This window comes from Pseudomonas sp. KU26590, from assembly GCF_026153515.1.
Classification (GTDB): domain Bacteria; phylum Pseudomonadota; class Gammaproteobacteria; order Pseudomonadales; family Pseudomonadaceae; genus Aquipseudomonas.
In genome coordinates this window covers 961,839-981,414 of record NZ_CP110644.1, presented here as the reverse complement: position 1 = coordinate 981,414, position 19,576 = coordinate 961,839, and the positions used below count along the sequence as shown (strand labels likewise).

At 61.2% G+C, this 19,576-nt stretch carries 13 protein-coding genes; 6 read left to right on the top strand and 7 right to left on the bottom strand.

Annotation, left to right across the window (positions count from 1 at the left end):
- The first annotated feature begins 69 nt into the window (after positions 1-69).
- Positions 70-756: an OmpW/AlkL family protein gene (locus OKW98_RS04515; protein WP_265388119.1), complete on the top strand. Its 687-nt coding sequence runs from the start codon at positions 70-72 to the stop codon at positions 754-756.
- A gap of 66 nt (positions 757-822) precedes the next feature.
- Here OKW98_RS04515 and OKW98_RS04510 read toward each other — a convergent pair whose 3' ends face one another.
- Entirely contained in the window at positions 823-1,752 is a 930-nt protein-coding gene (locus OKW98_RS04510) for an NAD-dependent epimerase/dehydratase family protein (protein WP_265388118.1), read from the bottom strand.
- Positions 1,745-2,629, bottom strand: coding sequence for a sugar nucleotide-binding protein (locus tag OKW98_RS04505; protein WP_265388117.1), 885 nt, complete (start codon positions 2,627-2,629; stop codon positions 1,745-1,747). The genes OKW98_RS04510 and OKW98_RS04505 overlap by 8 nt, the downstream gene beginning before the upstream one ends.
- Positions 2,630-2,831: 202 nt before the next feature.
- Between OKW98_RS04505 and OKW98_RS04500 the strand changes: the two genes are divergently transcribed.
- Positions 2,832-7,145, top strand: coding sequence for a DEAD/DEAH box helicase (locus OKW98_RS04500; RefSeq protein ID WP_265388116.1), 4,314 nt, complete (start codon positions 2,832-2,834; stop codon positions 7,143-7,145).
- Positions 7,146-7,418: 273 nt separating this feature from the next.
- Here OKW98_RS04500 and OKW98_RS04495 read toward each other — a convergent pair whose 3' ends face one another.
- Positions 7,419-9,581, bottom strand: coding sequence for a mechanosensitive ion channel family protein (locus OKW98_RS04495; RefSeq protein WP_265388115.1), 2,163 nt, complete (start codon positions 9,579-9,581; stop codon positions 7,419-7,421).
- Positions 9,582-9,801: 220 nt separating this feature from the next.
- On the opposite strand from OKW98_RS04495, the gene OKW98_RS04490 reads away from it, so the two are divergent.
- The 3 genes from OKW98_RS04490 to OKW98_RS04480 are packed head-to-tail and all read left to right on the top strand — an operon-like array spanning position 9,802 to position 13,321.
- The gene (locus OKW98_RS04490) at positions 9,802-12,156 is read left to right on the top strand and encodes an FdhF/YdeP family oxidoreductase (protein ID WP_265388114.1); all 2,355 of its coding nucleotides are present in this window, start codon (positions 9,802-9,804) and stop codon (positions 12,154-12,156) included.
- A 57-nt stretch (positions 12,157-12,213) separates the two neighbouring features.
- On the top strand, positions 12,214-12,792 hold the full coding sequence (locus tag OKW98_RS04485) for a TetR/AcrR family transcriptional regulator (protein WP_265388113.1): 579 nt from the start codon (positions 12,214-12,216) through the stop codon (positions 12,790-12,792).
- A 49-nt stretch (positions 12,793-12,841) separates the two neighbouring features.
- Entirely contained in the window at positions 12,842-13,321 is a 480-nt protein-coding gene (locus OKW98_RS04480) for a nuclear transport factor 2 family protein (RefSeq protein WP_265388112.1), read from the top strand.
- A gap of 92 nt (positions 13,322-13,413) precedes the next feature.
- Here the strand turns inward: OKW98_RS04480 and OKW98_RS04475 are convergent, their stop codons facing one another.
- A complete protein-coding gene (locus OKW98_RS04475) occupies positions 13,414-13,956 on the bottom strand; it encodes a single-stranded DNA-binding protein (protein WP_265388111.1) in 543 nt (180 codons plus the stop codon).
- Positions 13,957-13,965: 9 nt separating this feature from the next.
- A complete protein-coding gene (locus OKW98_RS04470) occupies positions 13,966-15,360 on the bottom strand; it encodes an MFS transporter (protein ID WP_265388110.1) in 1,395 nt (464 codons plus the stop codon).
- Positions 15,361-15,549: 189 nt separating this feature from the next.
- On the opposite strand from OKW98_RS04470, the gene uvrA reads away from it, so the two are divergent.
- On the top strand, positions 15,550-18,384 hold the full coding sequence (gene uvrA / locus OKW98_RS04465; RefSeq protein ID WP_265389646.1) for an excinuclease ABC subunit UvrA: 2,835 nt from the start codon (positions 15,550-15,552) through the stop codon (positions 18,382-18,384).
- A gap of 74 nt (positions 18,385-18,458) precedes the next feature.
- Here uvrA and bfr read toward each other — a convergent pair whose 3' ends face one another.
- Positions 18,459-18,923 carry a bacterioferritin gene (gene bfr, locus OKW98_RS04460; protein ID WP_265388109.1) on the bottom strand — a complete coding sequence of 155 codons (465 nt, stop codon included), beginning with the start codon at positions 18,921-18,923 and terminating at the stop codon, positions 18,459-18,461.
- A 251-nt stretch (positions 18,924-19,174) separates the two neighbouring features.
- Positions 19,175-19,561: a 50S ribosomal protein L17 gene (gene rplQ / locus OKW98_RS04455; RefSeq protein ID WP_065988453.1), complete on the bottom strand. Its 387-nt coding sequence runs from the start codon at positions 19,559-19,561 to the stop codon at positions 19,175-19,177.
- Positions 19,562-19,576: the final 15 nt, after the last annotated feature.

Sequence of the window (19,576 nt, the reverse complement as noted above, 5' to 3'; positions counted from 1 at the left end):
CAGGTCAAAAACCGCGACCTGGACGCTTCGTAACATACGGCATCTTTTTCATGCCCTTACGGAGCCCCCATGCACAAGTACCTGCTCAGCGCGCCCCTGCTCGCGCTTGCACTCGGTATCCCCCTCGCTGCTCACGCTCACCAGGCCGGTGATTTTATCGTTCGCGCCGGTTCTGCCACGACGGCGCCCAATGAAGACAGCGGAAACCTGAAGCTCGATGGCGCCAAGGTCCCGGGCACTAAAGCGACGCTGACCAGCGACACTCAGTTGGGCCTGACCTTCGCCTACATGCTCACCGATCACGTGGGCCTTGAGCTGCTGGCGGCAACGCCGTTCCAGCACACCGTCGGGATCAAAGGCCTGGGCCCGGGGCTGGACGGCAAGCTGGCGAACGTGAAACAACTGCCGCCGACCCTGTCGCTGCAGTACTACCCGATGGACGCGACGTCGAAATTCCAGCCCTATGCCGGTCTCGGCGTGAACTACACCTGGTTCTACGATGAAAACCTGAGCAGCGAACGCAAAGGCCAGGGCATGAACAACCTGCACATCAAGAACTCCTGGGGATGGGCCGGTCAGATTGGCGCGGACTACATGCTGACGGACAAGATCATGCTCAACGCCGCCATGTGGTACGTGGACATCGACACCCAAGCCACGCTGGACGGCCCGTCGGCGCTGGGCGTCGGACGGACCAAAGTGAACGTAGACGTCGACCCGTGGGTGTACATGGTTGGCGTGGGCTACAAGTTCTAAGCGCTTGCGCCCCAACGAGCAGGCACAAAAAAGGCACCTCATCGGTGCCTTTTTGCTGCGTGGATTTCAGCGCCCCAGCAGCCGCGCCAGCCCGACTTTCAGCGGCGTCGGCTCGGGCACTTCAAAGCGCTCAAGCAAACGCTGATTGCTCGCCCGTGAATGCTTGATGTCACCCGAGCGCGCCGGAAGGTAGCTCACCGGCGGCAGACTCCCGACCACCTCGGCAAGGGCGCCCAGCAGCTCATTCAGCGACGTTGTCGCGTTCAGGCCGACATTGACTGCGCCCTCTGCCACCGTCTGCATTTCGATCCCCTGCACCACGAGGTCAACCAAGTCCTCGACGTAGAAGAAATCCCGCGTTTGCTCGCCGTCGCCGAACACTGCAATCGGCAGGTCTTTCACGGCACGCTCCGCGAAGATGCTGATCACGCCGGAGTACGGCGACGAAGGGTCCTGGCGCGGGCCGAAGATATTGAAGAAGCGAAACACCACAGGCTCGAAACCGTGCTGGCGGCGATAGAAATCGAAGTAGTGCTCACCGGCCAGCTTGTCCGACGCATACGGGGTCAGCGGTGCTTTTGGCGTGTCCTCGGTGATGGCCTCGCCTTCACCGTTGTTGCCGTAAACCGCGGCGCTTGAAGCAAACACTACGCGTTTGATACCGGCCTGGCGCATCGCTTCGCAGACATTCAGCGTGCCGATGAAATTGCTCTGGTGCGTCTTCACCGGGTCATCCACCGAGGCCTGTACCGACGCGACGGCAGCCAGATGCGCAACGGCCTGGCAACCCAGCGCCGCCCGGGCCACCAGCGCGGCATCGGCCACATCCCCTTCGATCAACTCGACGCGCGGGTTGTCCAGCGGCAGGTTGCTGCGCTTGCCAGTGGACAGGTCGTCGAGAATGCGCACCGCATAGCCTTTGGCGAGCAGCGCGTCAGTCAGGTGCGAACCGATGAAACCGGCGCCGCCGGTGATGAGGACAGGAGCATCAGACATGGCGGTAATAGCGGTCCAGTAGATTGGGCAAGCCAGCACGCCAGGCGCGTGGCTTGATACCGAAGGTGTGAAGGATTTTCTTGCAGGCGAGCACGGCGTTCTGCGGCTCTTCGCTGGCGTCCGGACGCGCGGCGTGGGCCTGCGCGGTAGGTACCTCGATCGCCAGCGGGCGCAGCAGGCGAGCTTCGGTCAATACGGCCTGACCGAACGCCAGTGGCGTGGTCGCTTCGTGCCCGGCGTAATGATAAGTGCCCCACAGCGGCGCGGCGCAATCGAGCTGTTTGAGCACCGAAATGATAACCCTCGCGGCGTCGTCGACCGGGGTCGGATTACCACGACGGTCGTCTGCCAGCAGCAGTTCACCGGGAGTTTCAGCGCGGCTAAGGAAGCGTCCGAGTACGCCTTCGGCACTATCGTCGAGCAGCCAGCCGAAACGCAGCAGCACATGCTGCGGGCAGGTGGCACGCACGCTTTGCTCAATGCGCCACAAGGCCTGACCACGGGAACCCAGCGGCACGGGCTCGTCTTTTTCGCTGTAGGCCGTCGCCCGCGAACCGTCGAACACGCGGTAGCTGGACGGTTGAACGAGGACAATATTGTGGTGCTGGCACAGCTCAGCGAGACGCTCGACGGAGCGTTCCTGATTATCCAGCCGGTCAGCGCTCACTTTCTCCGCCTGAAACCAGTCGAAGTAGTAAGCAAGATTGATCAAGGCATCCGGGCGGGTGTCATCGAGCAGTTGCGTCAGGCTTGCCGCATCCCAACCGTCTTGGGGTGGACGCGGCGCGAGGAATCCAATGTTCTCCTCGGCACCTAGACGAATCAACGCCTGCCCGAGGGCATTCCCGCCGCCCAACAGCATAAGGCGCATTCGCATAGAGTCAGCAGGCTCAGTCTTCAGGTCGATTAAAAATAGGTGAAAAACGTCCGCAAACATAACACGTCATCGGGCAAGTCCCAACAACGGCGGGCATGCGCGCGTGCGGCGCCCTGAAACGCGTCGCCGATCGCTCGCCCTTGTGTCTTCCCCTGAGCATCTGACCCTTGCATCTACCCGCCGGCGCCCGCATTAATTGCGGATGAACCTTCCCCAGACGCCCGACCCGGTGCTCGACGCCTTTCATCCGGCGGTCAGCGCATGGTTTCGCTCGACGTTCCCGGCCATTACTGCGGCCCAGGCGCAGGCGTGGCCGCTGATCAAGCGCCGCGAGTCCACGTTGATCGCCGCGCCCACCGGCTCTGGGAAAACCCTGACGGCGTTTCTGGCAGTCATTGATGATCTGGTGCATCAAGGGCTGGAGCGGGGCGGCGAGCTGCCCCATGAGACGTTTGTGGTGTACGTTTCGCCCCTGAAAGCGCTGTCGAACGACATCCAGATCAATCTGCAAAACCCGCTGGCGGGCATCACGGATCATCTGATTCAGCAGGGTCTGCCCGGGCTGCGCATCACCACCGCCGTGCGCACCGGTGATACGCCGCAGAAAGAACGCACCGCCATGCGTAAAACCGCGCCGAACATTCTGGTCACGACGCCGGAATCGCTTTACGTGCTGCTGGGATCCGACTCCGGCCGGCGCATGCTCGCGAGCACGCAGACCGTCATCGTTGACGAGATTCACGCCATCGCGGCCGGCAAGCGCGGCAGTCATCTCGCCCTGTCGCTGGAGCGTTTGCAGGCGCTGTGTGCAAAACCGCTGCTGCGTATCGGCCTGTCGGCAACGCAGAAACCCATCGAGCGGGTGTCGCGTTTTCTGGTGGGCGGCGATCCCGTCAGCCGCCCTTGCGCCATCGTCGACATCGGCCACGCGCGCCCTCGGGACTTGGCCATCGAAGTGCCGCCGGTTGCCTTGAGCGCCGTGATGTCCAGTGACGTCTGGCAATTGGTCTACGACCGGCTCGCCGCGCTGGCAAGCGAACATCGCACCACGCTGATTTTCGTCAATACGCGGCGGCTGGCCGAGCGCATGGCGCGGCATCTGAGTGAGCGACTGGGCAAAGAGGCGGTCGCAGCCCACCACGGCAGCATGGCCAAAGAGCAACGACTCGACGCCGAGCAGCGCCTCAAGCGCGGTGACCTGCAAGTGCTGATCGCCACGGCTTCGCTGGAACTGGGCATAGACATTGGCGATGTCGATCTGGTCTGCCAGATCAGCTCGCCCCGCTCAATCGCTTCCTTCTTGCAGCGTGTCGGCCGTTCCGGTCACCACGTCGGCGGCACGCCCAAGGGGCGGCTGTTCGCTGTTTCCCGGGATGATCTGATCGAGTGCGCGGCGCTGCTGGATTGTGTGCGTCGCGGCGAGCTCGACACGCTGGTCATTCCCAAGGCGCCGCTGGATGTGCTGGCGCAGCAGATCATCGCCGAGGTCAGTTGTCAGGAGTGGCAAGAGCAGGACCTGCTGGCGCTGTTCCGCAAGGCTTCGCCCTACGCCGACGTCGACGAAGGCCATTATCAGGCGCTGTTGAGCATGCTCGCCGAAGGCTACAGCGGGCGTCAGGGCGTGCGCGCGGCGTATCTGCATCGCGACGCGGTGACCCGCACGTTGCGTGGCCGGCGCGGCAGCAAACTCACGGCGGTCACCAGCGGCGGCACGATTCCGGACAACGCCGATTACAGCGTGGTCCTCGAACCCCAGGCGCTGAACATCGGCACCGTCAACGAAGACTTCGCCGTGGAGAGCGCTGCGGGAGACATCTTCCAGCTGGGCAACACGTCCTACCGGATTCTGCGGATCGAGTCCGGTCGGGTGCGGGTCGAGGACGCCCACGGCATGCCGCCGAACATTCCGTTCTGGATGGGTGAGGCGCCGGGGCGCAGTGATGAATTGTCGTTCGCCGTCGCCCGTTTGCAGGCCGACATCGACGAGCAGCTCAGCGCCCACCCCGGCAATCTTCAGGCCTGCACTAACTGGCTGATGAACACCCTGGGCCTGGACCTCGCCAGCGCCGAGCAGATCATTGAATACCTCGCCCGCGCACATTTGGCCCTGGGCGCGCTGCCGTCTCAGGACACGCTGATCATCGAGCGCTTTTTCGATCAGTCCGGCGGCACGCAACTGGTGATTCATTCCCCGTTCGGCAGCCGGGTCAACCGCGCCTGGGGCCTGGCCCTGCGCAAGCGCTTCTGTCGCACCTTCAACTTCGAGCTGCAGGCCGCCGCCAGCGAGGACGCCATCGTGCTGTCGCTGTCCACGGCGCACAGCTTTGCACTCGATGAAGTCTGGCGTTATCTCAATTCCAATACCGCTGAGCATCTGCTGATTCAGGCGGTGCTGGATGCGCCATTGTTCGGCGTGCGCTGGCGCTGGAACGCCGGCGTCGCACTGGCCCTGCCGCGCTACACCGGCGGGCGAAAAGTGGCGCCTCAGTTGCAGCGGATCAAGAGCGATGACCTGATCGCCACCGTGTTTCCGGACCAGATCGCCTGCCTGGAAAATCTGGTGGGTGAGCGGGACGTGCCGGAGCATCCGCTGATCGAGCAGACCCTGGACGATTGCCTGCACGAAGCCATGGACGCCGAAGGCTGGCTGAAACTGCTGCGGCGTATGGAAAACGGCGAGGTGCGCCTGGTCAGTCGCGATCTGCCCGCGCCCTCGCCGCTGGCGGCAGAAATCCTCAACGCCAAGCCGTATGCGTTTCTCGACAACGCGCCGCTGGAAGAACGTCGCACCCAGGCGGTGCTCAATCGGCGCTGGAGCGACCCGGAATCCACCGATGATCTCGGCGCGCTGGATGTCGATGCGATCAAAGCGGTGGCCGATGAAGCCTGGCCGCAGCCGCAAAACGTCGATGAGATGCACGAGGCGCTGATGAGCCTGGGCTGCATCACCGGCGTTGAGGCCCGCGAGCACAGCGGCTGGATGAAATGGCTGGAAAGTCTGGCCCGCTCCGGCCGGGGCACGCGCTTGCAGGTCACCCCCGAGCAGGCGTTGTGGATCCCCCTGGAACGGCTGACCTGTTTGCAGGCGATCTATCCCGCCGCCGAAATGCACCCGCCGTTGGCAGCGTTGCCCGGGTTCGATGAAGCCTGGAGCGAGGACGAAGCGCGCGTCGAAATCGTACGGGCGCGGCTTGGCGGCTTCGGCCCGCTCACGGTTCCCGCCATTGCCGAGCCGTTGGCGCTGACACAGAACGAGGTCGCTCAGGCACTGGCGCAGCTGGAAAACGAAGGCTACGTGTTGCGCGGCCAGTTCAGCCCTGACGCCCGCGAGGAACAATGGTGCGAGCGGCACCTGCTGTCGCGCATCCACCGTTACACGGTCAAACGCCTGCGCCGGGAAATCGAGCCGGTGTCGCTGCAGGACTTCACTCGATTCCTCTTCGACTGGCAGCATCTGTCCGCCACGACCCAGAGTCAGGGCAAAGCCGCGCTGCCGGAAGTCGTCGCGCAACTGGAGGGTTTTTCGTCAGCCGCAGGCGCCTGGGACAGTGACCTTCTTCCGGGCCGTTTGAAGGACTATTCATCGACCTGGCTGGATGACCTGTGTCGGTCCGGCAAGGTGGTGTGGATGCGCCTGACCAGTCGCAACAAGGTCGGCAGCGCTGCGTTGCGCAGTACGCCGATTGTGCTGCTGCCGCGACCGCAGGTCCGCCTGTGGACCGGGCTGACCGAACAGCCGGCGCCGACCGAATTATCCCTGCGCGCGCAAAAGGTTCACGAGGTGTTGTCGAGCCAGGGCGCGATGTTTTTCGATGAGCTGACCGGTGAGGCGCACTTGCTGCGGGCTGAACTAGAAACAGCGCTGCAGGAGTTGGTCGGCGCAGGGCTGGTCAACGCCGACAGTTTTGCCGGGCTGCGGGCGCTGATCACCCCGGCGAGCAAACGCGCCAGCCACACCAGTCGGCGCAATCGCGGCGCCTTCATTGGCGGCATGGACGATGCCGGGCGCTGGGCGTTGCTGCGTCGCGCGCCGGCGAAGGAAGAAGGCGCGTCGCAAAGGATCGACAGCGACACGCTGGAGCATGTCGCCATGACCTTGCTGCGCCGATACGGCGTGGTGTTCTGGCGCCTGCTGGAGCGCGAGGCGGACTGGCTGCCGACATGGCGCGAGCTGCTGCGTACGTTCCATCGGCTTGAGGCGCGCGGAGAGATTCGCGGCGGGCGCTTTGTCGCAGGGCTGGCCGGTGAGCAATTCGCGCTGCCCGAAGCCATCCCGTTGTTGCGCGAAGTACGCAAGCGCCCATTGGACGGCAGCTTGATTGCCGTCAGCGGAGTTGACCCCCTCAACCTCGCCGGGACGCTGCTGCCCGGCGCGAAAGTCCCGGCGATTGTGGGCAATAAACTGGTCTACCGCGACGGCATTCCCATCGCCGCCATCATCGCCGGCAAGCCGCAGTACTGGGGCGAGGTGGATGAGGCGCTGATGCTGCAGGTGCGGGATCGGTTGTTCAGGTAGGCCGCAGCCAATCTCTGGGGAGCGGCTTGCTGGCGAAGGCGGCGAAGGCGGTGTCCCGGCCAAACACGATGTTGGATGTACTGACGCCTTCGCGGGCAAGCGCGCTCCTACAGGGGCGTTACGTCGTTCGCCTGAATTGTGGTTGGCCCCAATCCGTAGGAGCCGGCTTGCTGGCGAACCTTGCCGGTCTGACAACTATGTAGTGGCTGACCGGACGCTTTCGCCAGCAAGCCGGCTCCTACAATCTCGAGCTCGCGCCATCTGCCCAGTATGTCAAACCGGGCTTTCGGACCCGTCTTTGTTCACCACTGATGTCTTGCCGGGCAGCGCTTGTTGCTCTGCGCCCTCCTCGCCACGTTCGCCCTCGGGTGCCTGGCGATTGTGTGGGCTCATCACCAGTTGTGGATAAGTTTGCGCGAATCGCACCTCATCCGACTTATCCACAAGTCGCTTGAGCCGGTCATTGAACGCACGGCTCACCGCGTACTGCCCACCCGACGAGGTGCGGAACTGCGCAGTGATCACAATGCCGTTCATGTCCATCCGGTCCAGCCCGAACACTTCCAGCGGGCCCTGCAGCTTGCTCGCCAGCAGCAGATCGTCGCTGATCGACTGGCCCGCTTCACGAATCAACGAGGTCGCCGCGTCCACGTCGGTGTCGTAGGTAAACTGGAACGAGAAGAAGGCATAAGCGAACTGTCGGGACTGGTTGGTGACCGCCTTGATCTGCCCGAACGGCACCGAATGCACGAAGCCCTTGCCGTCACGCAGACGCAACGTACGGATCGTCAGGCTCTCGACGGTGCCGGCATGGCCAGAATCCAAGACAACCCAGTCGCCGATGGAGATCGTGTCCTCGATGATGATGAACAGCCCAGTAATGACATCCTGCACCAACTGCTGCGAACCGAAACCGATCGCCAGACCGACAACCCCGGCACCGGCCAGCAGTGGCGCGACGTTGATGCCCAAGTTCGCCATGGTCGTGATGGTGCAAATCACCACCAGGATGATCTTCATCGCGTTGCGCAGCAGCGGCAGGATGGTCTTCACCCGCGTGCTCGGCTGACGTGTGGAACGCGCATTCGCCGGCGGTTTCAGGGCTTCCTGAATGGCCGTGTCCATCACCACCCACAGCAGCCAGGTCACCAGCAGAATCAGCCCAATGCTGCTGAGGGAATCGCTGATCACTTTGCCCAGCGCATTGCGTTGGGCGAATTCAAACAGCGAGAAGCCCCAGATCCGCCCCAGCAACTCAATGAAGCCGATCGCCAGCGCAATACGCATGACTGCGTGCAACAGGCTCAGCAGACGCTCCTTGTAAACACTGTCGGTCCGCGCCTCGGTGGGCTTGAACATGTGCTGGAACAAAGTGCTGAGAAACACCGCGCCAATCAACAGCACCGTGGTCAGCAACGCGCAACGCAAAGCTTCCTGACTGCCTTCCCCGGCGCCGATCAGATTCACGGCCGAGACCAGAATCATCAGCAGGATCGGCAAGTGCCAGAGGCTGGAGAAGATCTTCAGGGTCTGTTGCACCGCAGGCCGCGACAGCCGCGCGCCCAGGGAACGGTTGCGGATCAAATGCGCAATCGGCCGGCGCATGCGGATGACGACCATGCCAAACATGACCGACGCCATCAGCCCGGTGAACGCGGCGATGCTGGTGGTCACGTTGCCGCCGAAGAGCCTGGCAATCTGTGGGCTGGTCAACGCGTCGCTCAACGCCGCGAGAAAGCCAATGATGAACAACGGGTGCGGCGCGTAGTGACGAATGATGCGCACCGCCGGCCGTTTGTGGCCCGAATTGAACAGCACGATCAGCGACAGCAGCACCGAGGTGGAGAAAATCCCGCTGCTGGTCGAGTAAGCCAGACACAGCGCCAGCGCACGCCCCACCGACGTCGGCATGAAATGACTGACGTACAGCGTCAGCGGCAGACAGATGAGCGCCGGCACCATGTATGGCAGCACATAGCCCAGCACCCCGACCACGCGATCGCGGCGGATCAGAAACCGATGCCGTGATAACCGTGTCACGAGAAACGCGCCGATGCGGTTGAGCAGCAGGAATGCCCCCGCCCACACCAGCGACAGCATCACGAAATCGCCCGTGATTCGCCACGGTGAGCGCGACTGCGGTTTGTTGACCAGCGCGTCGATCTCGTCGGCGGCGCGGTCAGCGCGCAGACGCCAGGAGTCGAGCAAGTGGCCATCCACATCGAGCTTGTCTTGCACGCTGTCGATGCTGGAACTGATAGCGCCGAGCAATCCGCCTTTGACCAGAATCTCCGCTTTGGCAGGATCCTCCGGCGCCGGGTCGGCAGGTGTGCCAGCGGGAGCGGTGGTTGCGGCGGGCGCGTCGGCGGCTTGAACATTGACGCTGCAAACACTTAACAGCAGGCAAAGCAACAGAAAGGGTTTGAAATTCGGCAAAACGCGAGTCACTCCTTCGGTCAGAGAACCGTGGAAAAATCGGCCCTCTGGAACTGATCGAATTTCATCCGGCAAGTTCGTTTCCAAAGCGCAATCGTCATGTTGGCCGTTGGCTGTCCGCTCACCGGGAAAATGTAACGAACCTTTACCGAGCCGCTTCGTCGTAGCCTTTACGAGGGTGACTTTCTCAAGTGCGCCCGCTCCGCCGAGGATCAACTCCATGTCGCTCATCCATCCCAAAGCCCATTACCGTCCCTACACCTCCGCCGCCGGCGGTTGGGGCTCGGCGAAGTCGGTGATGGAGATCCTCTGGCGGGAGCAGGCGCCGATTCGTGCAGGCCTGCCGCTGATCAAACAAAACAAGCCGGGCGGGTTTGCCTGCGTCAGCTGCGCATGGGCCAAGCCTGGCAAGCCCCACAGCCTGGAGTTCTGCGAAAACGGCGCGAAGGCCACGGCCTGGGAGCTGACGTCGCGGAAGACCGACCCGGCCTTTTTTGCCCGTCACACCCTCACCGAACTGCGCCAGTGGCCCGATTACGACCTTGAGCAACAGGGCCGCCTCACGCACCCCATGCGGTACAACGCTGCAACCGATCGCTATCAGGAAACCACGTGGGAGGACGCCTACCGTGACATTGGCGCGCAGCTGAAAAGCATGACGCCCGACAGCGTGGTTTTTTACGCCTCCGGACGGGCCTCGCTGGAAACGTCGTTCATGTACCAGCTCATCGCCCGCGCCTACGGCAACAACAACCTGCCCGACAGCTCGAACATGTGCCACGAGAGCACCTCGGTGGGCTTGCAGGAAAGTATCGGCGTACCGGTAGGAACGGTGACGCTGGATGATTTCGAGCACACCGACTGCATCCTGTTTTTCGGCCAGAACGTGGGCAGCAACAGCCCACGGATGTTGCATCAACTGCGTGAAGCCCGGCAGCGCGACGTGCCGATCATCACGTTCAATCCGATCCGTGAGCGCGGCCTCGAACGCTTCGTCAACCCGCAGTCCCCCGTGGAGATGCTCGGGCCGAAGTCGACCATCATCAGCACGCAATATCACCAGTTGGCGATCGGCGGGGACACGGCGGTTGTGCTGGGCATCGCCAAGTCGCTGTTTGAAATGGACGAGGTGGCGCTGGCTAAGGGTGAGCCCGGGATCATCGATCAGGCGTTCATTGCCCAACACACTGAGGGATTCGCTGAGTTCTGCAGCTGGGCGCTCGAAACACCGTGGGAAAGCATCGAGCGTCGGGCAGGACTCAGCCGCAGCGCGCTGGAGGCAGTGGCGACGGTGTACGCCAGACACGAGCGTGTGATGCTGATTTACGGTATGGGCATCACCCAACACCGGCGCGGCGTGACCAACGTGCAGATGTTGGTGAACCTGCTCCTGCTGCGCGGCAACATCGGCAAGCGCGGCGCCGGCATCTGTCCGGTGCGCGGTCACTCCAATGTGCAGGGGCAGCGCACGGTTGGCATCACCGAAGACCCGAAAAAAATCCCTGTGGATAAGATTGAGGAACTCTATGGCTTCACGGTCCCGACGAAAAAAGGCTTGAACACCGTTGAGACCTGCGAAGGACTGCTGGACGGGAGCGTGCGCGGATTCGTCGGACTTGGCGGGAATTTTCTGCGCGCAATCCCGGACACGTCCCGCATGGAACCGGCCTGGAATACATTGGACCTGAACGTTCAGATCGCGACCAAGCTGAACCGCACGCATCTGGTTCCGGGGAAAAACGCCTGGATATTGCCCTGCCTCGGGCGCATCGAGAAGGATGTGCAAAACGGCGTCGAGCAGGTTTATACCACTGAAGACAGCACCGGCTGCGTGCGGGCCTGGCAAGGTAACAGCGAACCGGCCAGCGCTCACGCCCGCGCCGAGGTCGCCATTCTCGCCGGCCTCGCCGAGGCGACATTACCCGGTACTACCCGAATCGATTGGGACGCCTGGCGCCGCGATTACGCGCTGATTCGTCAGGACATCGCTCAGGTCTATCCCGAGATTTTCCACGACATGGAAACCCGCATGTGGGAAACCGGCGGGTTTCATCGTCCTATCCCGGCGGCGAAACGTGAATGGAAAACCGAGAGTGGCCGCGCGATGTTCATCACGCCCCAACTGCTTGAAGAAAACGATGACGTGTACCCGAACCACACTCGCCGCGACGTGTTGCAACTGATGACGCTGCGCAGCAATGACCAGTTCAACACCACGATCTATGGCTACGAAGATCGCTTCCGTGGCGTCAGCGGCACCCGCGCGGTCATCTTCATGAACCGCAACGATGTCCTGCGAATGGGCTTCAAACCGGGAGACTGGGTCAACGTGACTACGGCCATCGAGCCTCAGGTCACGCGTTCGGTAGGACCTCTGCAGATCATTGCCTACGACATCCCCGAGAACTGCTGCGCGGCGTACTACCCCGAGTGCAATCCGCTCGTTCCGCTGTGGCACCACGCCGAACGCAGCAAGGTGCCTGCGGCTAAATCCATCCCCGTGACGCTGGCCAAGGCTTCACCCAGTGCAGACGATTTGAAACGTGCGCTGCCGGAAACCGATCAGGTGCGTTGAGCCTGTTTTTGAATGGGCGGCTTGACGCGGGAGAACGCACGTTCTACCTTCTGCATCATGAACACATCAACGACCAACACCCGCGAGAAAATCCTCGCGACGGCCGAACAGCTCATTTACCAGAACGGCATCCAGGCCACCGGCATGGACCTTCTGGTGAAGACGTCCGGGGTCGCGAGGAAAAGCATCTATCGCTACTTCGCCACCAAAGACGACGTCGCCGCCGCTGCGCTCAATGCACGTGATGTGCGCTGGATGGACTGGTTCCGGACTGAATCGAACAAGGCCGACACACCCGAAGCACGCATCCTGAATATGTTTGACGTGCTTAAAGGCTGGTTCGAGTCCGAAGGCTTTCGCGGCTGCGCGTTCATCAATACGGCCGGCGAAGTCGGCGACCCACAGGACCCCATACGTCTGATCGCCAAGCTGCACAAACAGAAGCTGCTGGACTACACACTGGAGCTCTGCGAGCAGCTTTGGATTGCCGATCCGCAAGCCTTGGCAAAACAGTTGCTGATCCTCATGGATGGCGCGATCACCGTCGCCCGCGTCATGGGTGACTACAGTGCTGCAGAAAGCGCCAAGGCGGTTGCGCAGCTGATGCTGGAGCAGCGCCTGCGTTCCAGTTCCTAGCCTAAAACGTCCCACCCACCGCCGAATCATCACCGCCTGGAGGTCCACCATGTCGTCCAATGCCCAGACTCGCCCGCCACTTCCCCCTTTCACCCGAGAATCCGCCATCGAAAAGGTTCGCCTGGCGGAAGATGGCTGGAACAGCCGGGACGCTGAAAAGGTCTCGCTGGCCTACACGCTCGACACCCAATGGCGCAACCGCGCCGATTTCGCCGAGAACCGTGAAGAGGCGAAAAATTTCCTGATCCGCAAGTGGAACAAGGAGCTCGACTACCGCCTGATCAAAGAGCTCTGGGCGTTCACCGACAACCGCATCGCGGTCCGTTACGCCTACGAATGGCACGATGATTCAGGCAACTGGTTCCGCTCTTACGGCAACGAGAATTGGGAATTCAATGAAGACGGCCTGATGGCGCGACGCTTCGCCTGCATCAATGACATGCCGATCAAAGAAGCGGATCGCAAGTTTCACTGGCCGCTGGGCCGCCGTCCTGACGATCATCCCGGGTTGTCGGATCTGGGTCTGTAATCCTCGAACGAGACCCAAAACAAAGCCCCCGGACAGCTGAGCTGTGCGGGGGCTTTTGTTTGCGGCGTTAACGCGCTTGGATAACGCGCTGCTTAGAATGGGATGTCGTCATCGAAGCTGTCGAAATCAGGCGCTGGCTGCGGCGCTTGTTGCGGCGCGGGGCGCGACTCGCGCTGTGGCTGAGGCTGAGGAGCAGACTGCGGGCGTGCCTGTTGCTGCGGGCGCGGCGCGGAGTTTTGGGAGTTCTGATAACCGCCACCACCCTGGCCCTGAGGAGCGCCTTCGCCTTGAGGACGGCCACCGAGCAACTGCATGGTGCCTTGCATGTCGACGACGATTTCAGTCGTGTAACGCTTGATGCCGTCTTTTTCCCATTCGCGGGTCTGCAGCTTGCCTTCGATGTAGACCTGCGAACCCTTGCGCAGGTACTCGCCGGCGATTTCGGCGACTTTGCCGAACATCGAAACACGGTGCCATTCGGTCTTCTCGACCTTCTGACCGGTTTGCTTGTCGGTCCACTGCTCGCTTGTTGCCAGACTCAGGTTGGTCACGGCATTACCGTTAGGCATGTAGCGGACTTCGGGATCCTGGCCGCATGTCCCGACCAATATGACTTTGTTAACCCCACGGGCCATAACGTTCTCCTAGGCTTCACACGTTTCCGACGCTGGATTGACCACTTCGTCGAAAGACGCCCGATCCAACAGTTCTTTGTCAAATTTGATATAGATGGCAGCCTCGTCGGCCACCACTACTGCATCTGTTACTCCACGTACGGCCAACACGCGATCGGCAAGGCCTGTGTCGCGTTGAGCCTCGGGCGACAACGGCAAGCGAAGGCTGGTTACGTAGGGAGGTTCGCGCATGGTAACAGCAAACGCCAGCCAGATGGCGGCCAGCCCGGCGCCGCCGAGGAACACGACATCCAGCCCGCCGTGCTGGAACAGCCATCCACCGAGAATGCCCCCCACAGCCGAACCCAGGAACTGACTGGTGGAATAAATCCCCATCGCCGTGCCCTTCCCACCCGCCGGAGACACCTTGCTGATCAGCGACGGCAGCGACGCTTCAAGCAAGTTGAACGCGGTAAAAAAGACCACGGTACCGATGACCAGCGCTCGCAGCGTGTCGCCGAACTCCCAGAAGAATAGCTCAGTGAGCATCAGCACCAGCACTGCGCCGAGCAAAACTCGCTTCATCTGACGCTTCTTCTCGCCGTAAATGATGAAGGGGATCATCGCGAAGAAAGAAATCAGCAGCGCAGTGAGATACACCCACCAGTGCTGCTCCTTGGGCAAGCCGGCTTTTTCGACCAGCGCCAGCGGCAATGCCACGAAACTGGACATCAGCATGGCGTGCAACGCGAAGATACCCAAGTCCAGACGCAGCAGGTCGGGATGACGAAGCGTCGCGCCCAATGCCTGTCGCGCCAGACCGGACTCACGGTGCTGCAGGGTCACTGTGGATTTGGGCACGACGAAGGCAACGATGGCCACGCCCACCAGCGCCATCGCGCCGGTCGCCAGGAAAAGACCGGACAATCCGAATGCACTGGTCAGAATGGGACCGACCACCATCGCAACGGCGAACGACACGCCAATCGTCATGCCGATCATCGCCATGGCTTTGGTGCGGTGCTGCTCGCGGGTCAGATCGGAGAGCAACGCCATGACCGCTGCGGAGATAGCGCCCGCGCCTTGCAGTACCCGACCGGCGATAACGCCCCAGATCGAGGTCGACTGAGCGGCCAGCACACTGCCGAGCGCAAACACGACCAGCCCTAGATAAATGACAGGGCGACGGCCGATTCTATCGGAGATGATGCCGAAGGGAATTTGCAGCACCGCTTGTGTCAGGCCGTAAGCGCCAATCGCCAGACCGATGAGTGCCGGGCTCGCGCCGGCCAGGTCCATCCCGTAGGTGGCAAGGACGGGCAGCACCATGAACATGCCAAGCATACGGAAGGCAAACACCAGCGCCAGACCGCCCGCCGCGCGGGTTTCGCTGCCGCTCATGCGCTCACTGTGAGAATCAAGCATGAAGGAACCTCGTATGAACCGGCGGCGATTCTACCAGTCCCATCGTGTAGAGCACATACGACGGTTTGCCGCGCATCGCAGGAATGGTCTTTTTTCCGAGTCAGCCGGCGCCGTCTTCAACAGTGTGTATCCATCCAGTATTTCCCCGTATACTTCCACGTTTTACACGCCCGCCGTGCGAGGCCAGCTTTGGACAAGATCTTGATTCGTGGGGCTCGAACCCACAACCTGAAGAACATCGACCTGACCCTTCCACGCGACAAGCTGATCGTCATCACCGGATTGTCCGGCTCAGGAAAATCGTCCCTGGCGTTCGATACGCTTTACGCCGAGGGCCAGCGTCGCTACGTCGAATCGCTGTCCGCCTACGCGCGGCAGTTCCTGTCGATGATGGAAAAGCCGGACGTCGACACGATTGAAGGCCTTTCGCCGGCCATTTCCATCGAGCAGAAGTCCACGTCCCACAACCCGCGCTCGACCGTGGGCACCATCACCGAGATCTACGACTACCTGCGCCTGCTGTACGCGCGTGTGGGTCAGCCGCGTTGCCCGGATCACGACATTCCTCTGGAGGCACAAACCGTCAGCCAGATGGTCGACCTGGTGCTGGCGCAGCCAGAAGGCGCCAAGCTCATGTTGCTTGCCCCCGTGGTACGGGAGCGCAAAGGCGAGCATCTGGCGATTTTCGAAGAGCTCCGCGCTCAGGGTTTTGTACGCGCTCGGGTGAACGGCCGGCTGTGCGAGCTCGACGAGCTGCCGAAGCTGGATAAACAGAAAAAGCATTCGATCGATGTCGTGGTTGACCGCTTCAAGGTGCGCCCGGACCTGCAACAGCGTTTGGCCGAATCGTTCGAAACCGCGCTGAAGCTGGCAGACGGCATTGCGCTGGTCGCGCCGATGGACGACGAGCCGGGCGAAGAGATCATTTTTTCCGCGCGCTTCGCCTGCCCGATCTGTGGCCATGCGATCAGCGAGCTGGAGCCAAAGCTGTTCTCGTTCAACAACCCTGCCGGTGCATGCCCGACCTGCGACGGGCTGGGCGTGAAGCAATTTTTCGACACCAAGCGTCTGGTCAATGGCGAACTGACGCTGGCGGAAGGGGCGATTCGTGGCTGGGACAGGCGAAACGTCTATTACTTCCAGATGCTCGGCTCGTTGGCGAAGCATTACGGCTTCAGCCTCGAGGTGCCGTTCAAGGAACTGCCTGCTGATTTGCAGAAGGTCCTGCTCGGCGGCAGCGGCAAGGACAGCGTTGACTTCCGTTATCTGAATGACCGCGGCGACATCGTCAAACGTGCGCACCCGTTCGAAGGCATCGTTCCCAATCTCGAGCGCCGCTATCGCGAAACCGAATCGAGCACGGTTCGAGAGGAGCTGGCGAAGTTTCTCAGCACGCAGCCGTGCCCCGAATGTCGAGGCACGCGCCTGCGCCGTGAGGCCCGTCACGTGTGGGTCGGCGAGAAGACACTTCCCGCCGTTACCAACATGCCGATTGGCGACGCTACGCATTATTTTGGTGAGCTGAAGCTCACGGGCCGCCGCGGTGAAATCGCTGACAAGATTCTCAAGGAAATTCGCGAGCGGCTGCAGTTCCTCGTCAACGTCGGGCTGGACTACCTGACACTGGACCGGAGCGCCGATACGCTCTCCGGGGGCGAGGCGCAGCGGATTCGTCTGGCCAGCCAGATCGGTGCCGGGCTGGTCGGCGTCATGTACATCCTCGATGAGCCATCAATCGGCTTGCATCAGCGCGATAACGACCGGCTGCTGGACACGTTGCGGCACCTGCGAGACATCGGCAACACGGTCATCGTGGTTGAGCACGACGAGGACGCCATCCGAATGGCCGACTACGTGGTCGACATCGGGCCGGGTGCTGGCGTGCATGGCGGCAATATTGTCGCGGAAGGTACGCCACAGGAAGTCATGGATCATCCGGACTCATTAACCGGTAAATACTTGTCGGGGCGGGTGAAGATCGCCGTGCCGGCCAAGCGTACGCCGCGTAATAAAAAACTGTCGCTCAAACTCAAAGGCGCGCGCGGCAACAATCTGCGTAATGTCGATCTGGAAATTCCGATCGGCTTGCTGACCTGTGTGACAGGCGTGTCCGGCTCGGGCAAGTCGACGCTGATCAACAACACGCTGTTCCCTCTGAGCGCCACCGCACTCAATGGCGCGACGACGCTTGAGGCTTCGGCACACGACAGCATTGACGGCCTGCAGCACCTGGATAAAGTCGTCGATATTGACCAGAGCCCAATTGGGCGTACGCCTCGTTCAAACCCTGCGACCTATACCGGGCTGTTCACGCCCATCCGAGAGTTGTTCGCCGGCGTGCCTGAATCAAGATCTCGTGGCTACGGACCTGGCCGGTTCTCCTTCAACGTCAAGGGCGGTCGCTGCGAAGCGTGCCAGGGTGACGGCCTGATCAAGGTCGAGATGCATTTTCTGCCTGACATCTACGTGCCCTGTGATGTGTGCAAGAGCAAGCGATACAACCGTGAAACGCTCGAGGTCAAGTACAAGGGCAAAAACGTCCACGAGGTCCTGGAGATGACGATCGAAGAGGCGAGGACGTTCTTTGACGCCGTGCCTGCTCTTGCAAGGAAGTTGCAGACGCTGATGGATGTTGGCCTGTCCTATATCAAGCTGGGGCAGTCGGCGACCACGCTTTCTGGTGGTGAAGCGCAGCGGGTGAAACTGTCACGCGAACTCTCAAAGCGTGACACCGGCAAGACCCTGTACATCCTCGATGAGCCGACCACGGGTCTGCATTTCGCGGATATACAGCAGTTGCTGGACGTCTTGCATCGACTACGCGACCACGGCAACACGGTCGTTGTGATCGAGCACAACCTGGACGTGATCAAGACCGCCGACTGGCTGGTCGACTTGGGCCCCGAAGGCGGTTCGAAAGGCGGACAGATCATTGCCACCGGCACGCCAGAACAGGTGGCGGACATGAAACAGTCTTACACCGGCCATTACTTGAAGCCGCTTCTGGAGCGCGATAGCGCTTGATTGCATGGCCTTAACAAAAAGCCCCTGTCGCGATACGCGCCAGGGGCTTTTTTTTATAGCGACTGTCTGAGCATTCAGAACTGCGACTGAAGGTAATTCTGGAGGCCGATGGATTTGATCAGGCCCAATTGCTTCTCAAGCCAGTAAGTGTGGTCTTCTTCCGTATCTGCGAGCTGAATGCGGAGGATGTCACGGCTGACGTAATCCCTGTGCTGCTCGCAGAGCGCAATGCCTTTGCATAGAGCGGCGCGGACCTTGTATTCCAGGCGAAGGTCGCTGGCGAACATCTCAGGTACCGTGGTGCCCACGTCCAGATCGTCAGGACGCATGCGTGGAGTGCCTTCGAGCATCAGAATCCGGCGCATCAACGCATCAGCGTGTTGGGCCTCTTCTTCCATCTCGTGATTGATGCGTTCGTAGAGCTTGCTGAAACCCCAATCTTCGTACATCCGCGAGTGGACAAAATACTGGTCGCGCGCAGCCAGTTCGCCAGTCAGCAGCGTGTTGAGGTAATCGATTACATCCGGGTGGCCTTGCATCGCCGTCCATCTCTTCGTGAAAGGCGTTAGTTTGAACCAACCGGACTGGTTGGTCACCCTGCAGGATGGCAAATAAACATAGAAATCCCGCGAAATTCGGACATTTGGTACCGAAAAGACGGCTAAATGAGGAAGCTTCCGTTTATCACTTAGAATCACCCCATAATCGGCTCAATCGAGCCATCGGGGATGATCATCGAGGGCAACAAAAAACCGGGCACTAGGCCCGGTTCTTTGTAATGACTGATGTCTTATTCGGCGGTTTCTACAGAACCACCGACAGGACGATCAACCAGTTCGACGTACGCCATTGGCGCGTTGTCGCCAGCGCGGAAGCCACACTTGAGGATGCGCAGGTAGCCACCCTCACGAGTTGCATAACGCTTGCCCAGATCGTTGAACAGTTTGCCGACCATTTCTTTCGAACGGGTACGGTCAAATGCCAGACGACGGTTAGCAACGCTGTCAATCTTGGCCAAGGTGATCAGCGGCTCAGCAACGCGACGCAGTTCTTTGGCTTTCGGCAGGGTAGTTTTGATCAGCTCGTGCTCGAACAGCGACACCGCCATGTTTTGAAACATGGCCTTACGGTGAGAGCTGGTACGGCTCAGGTGACGTCCACTTTTACGATGACGCATGGTTCATTCCTTACC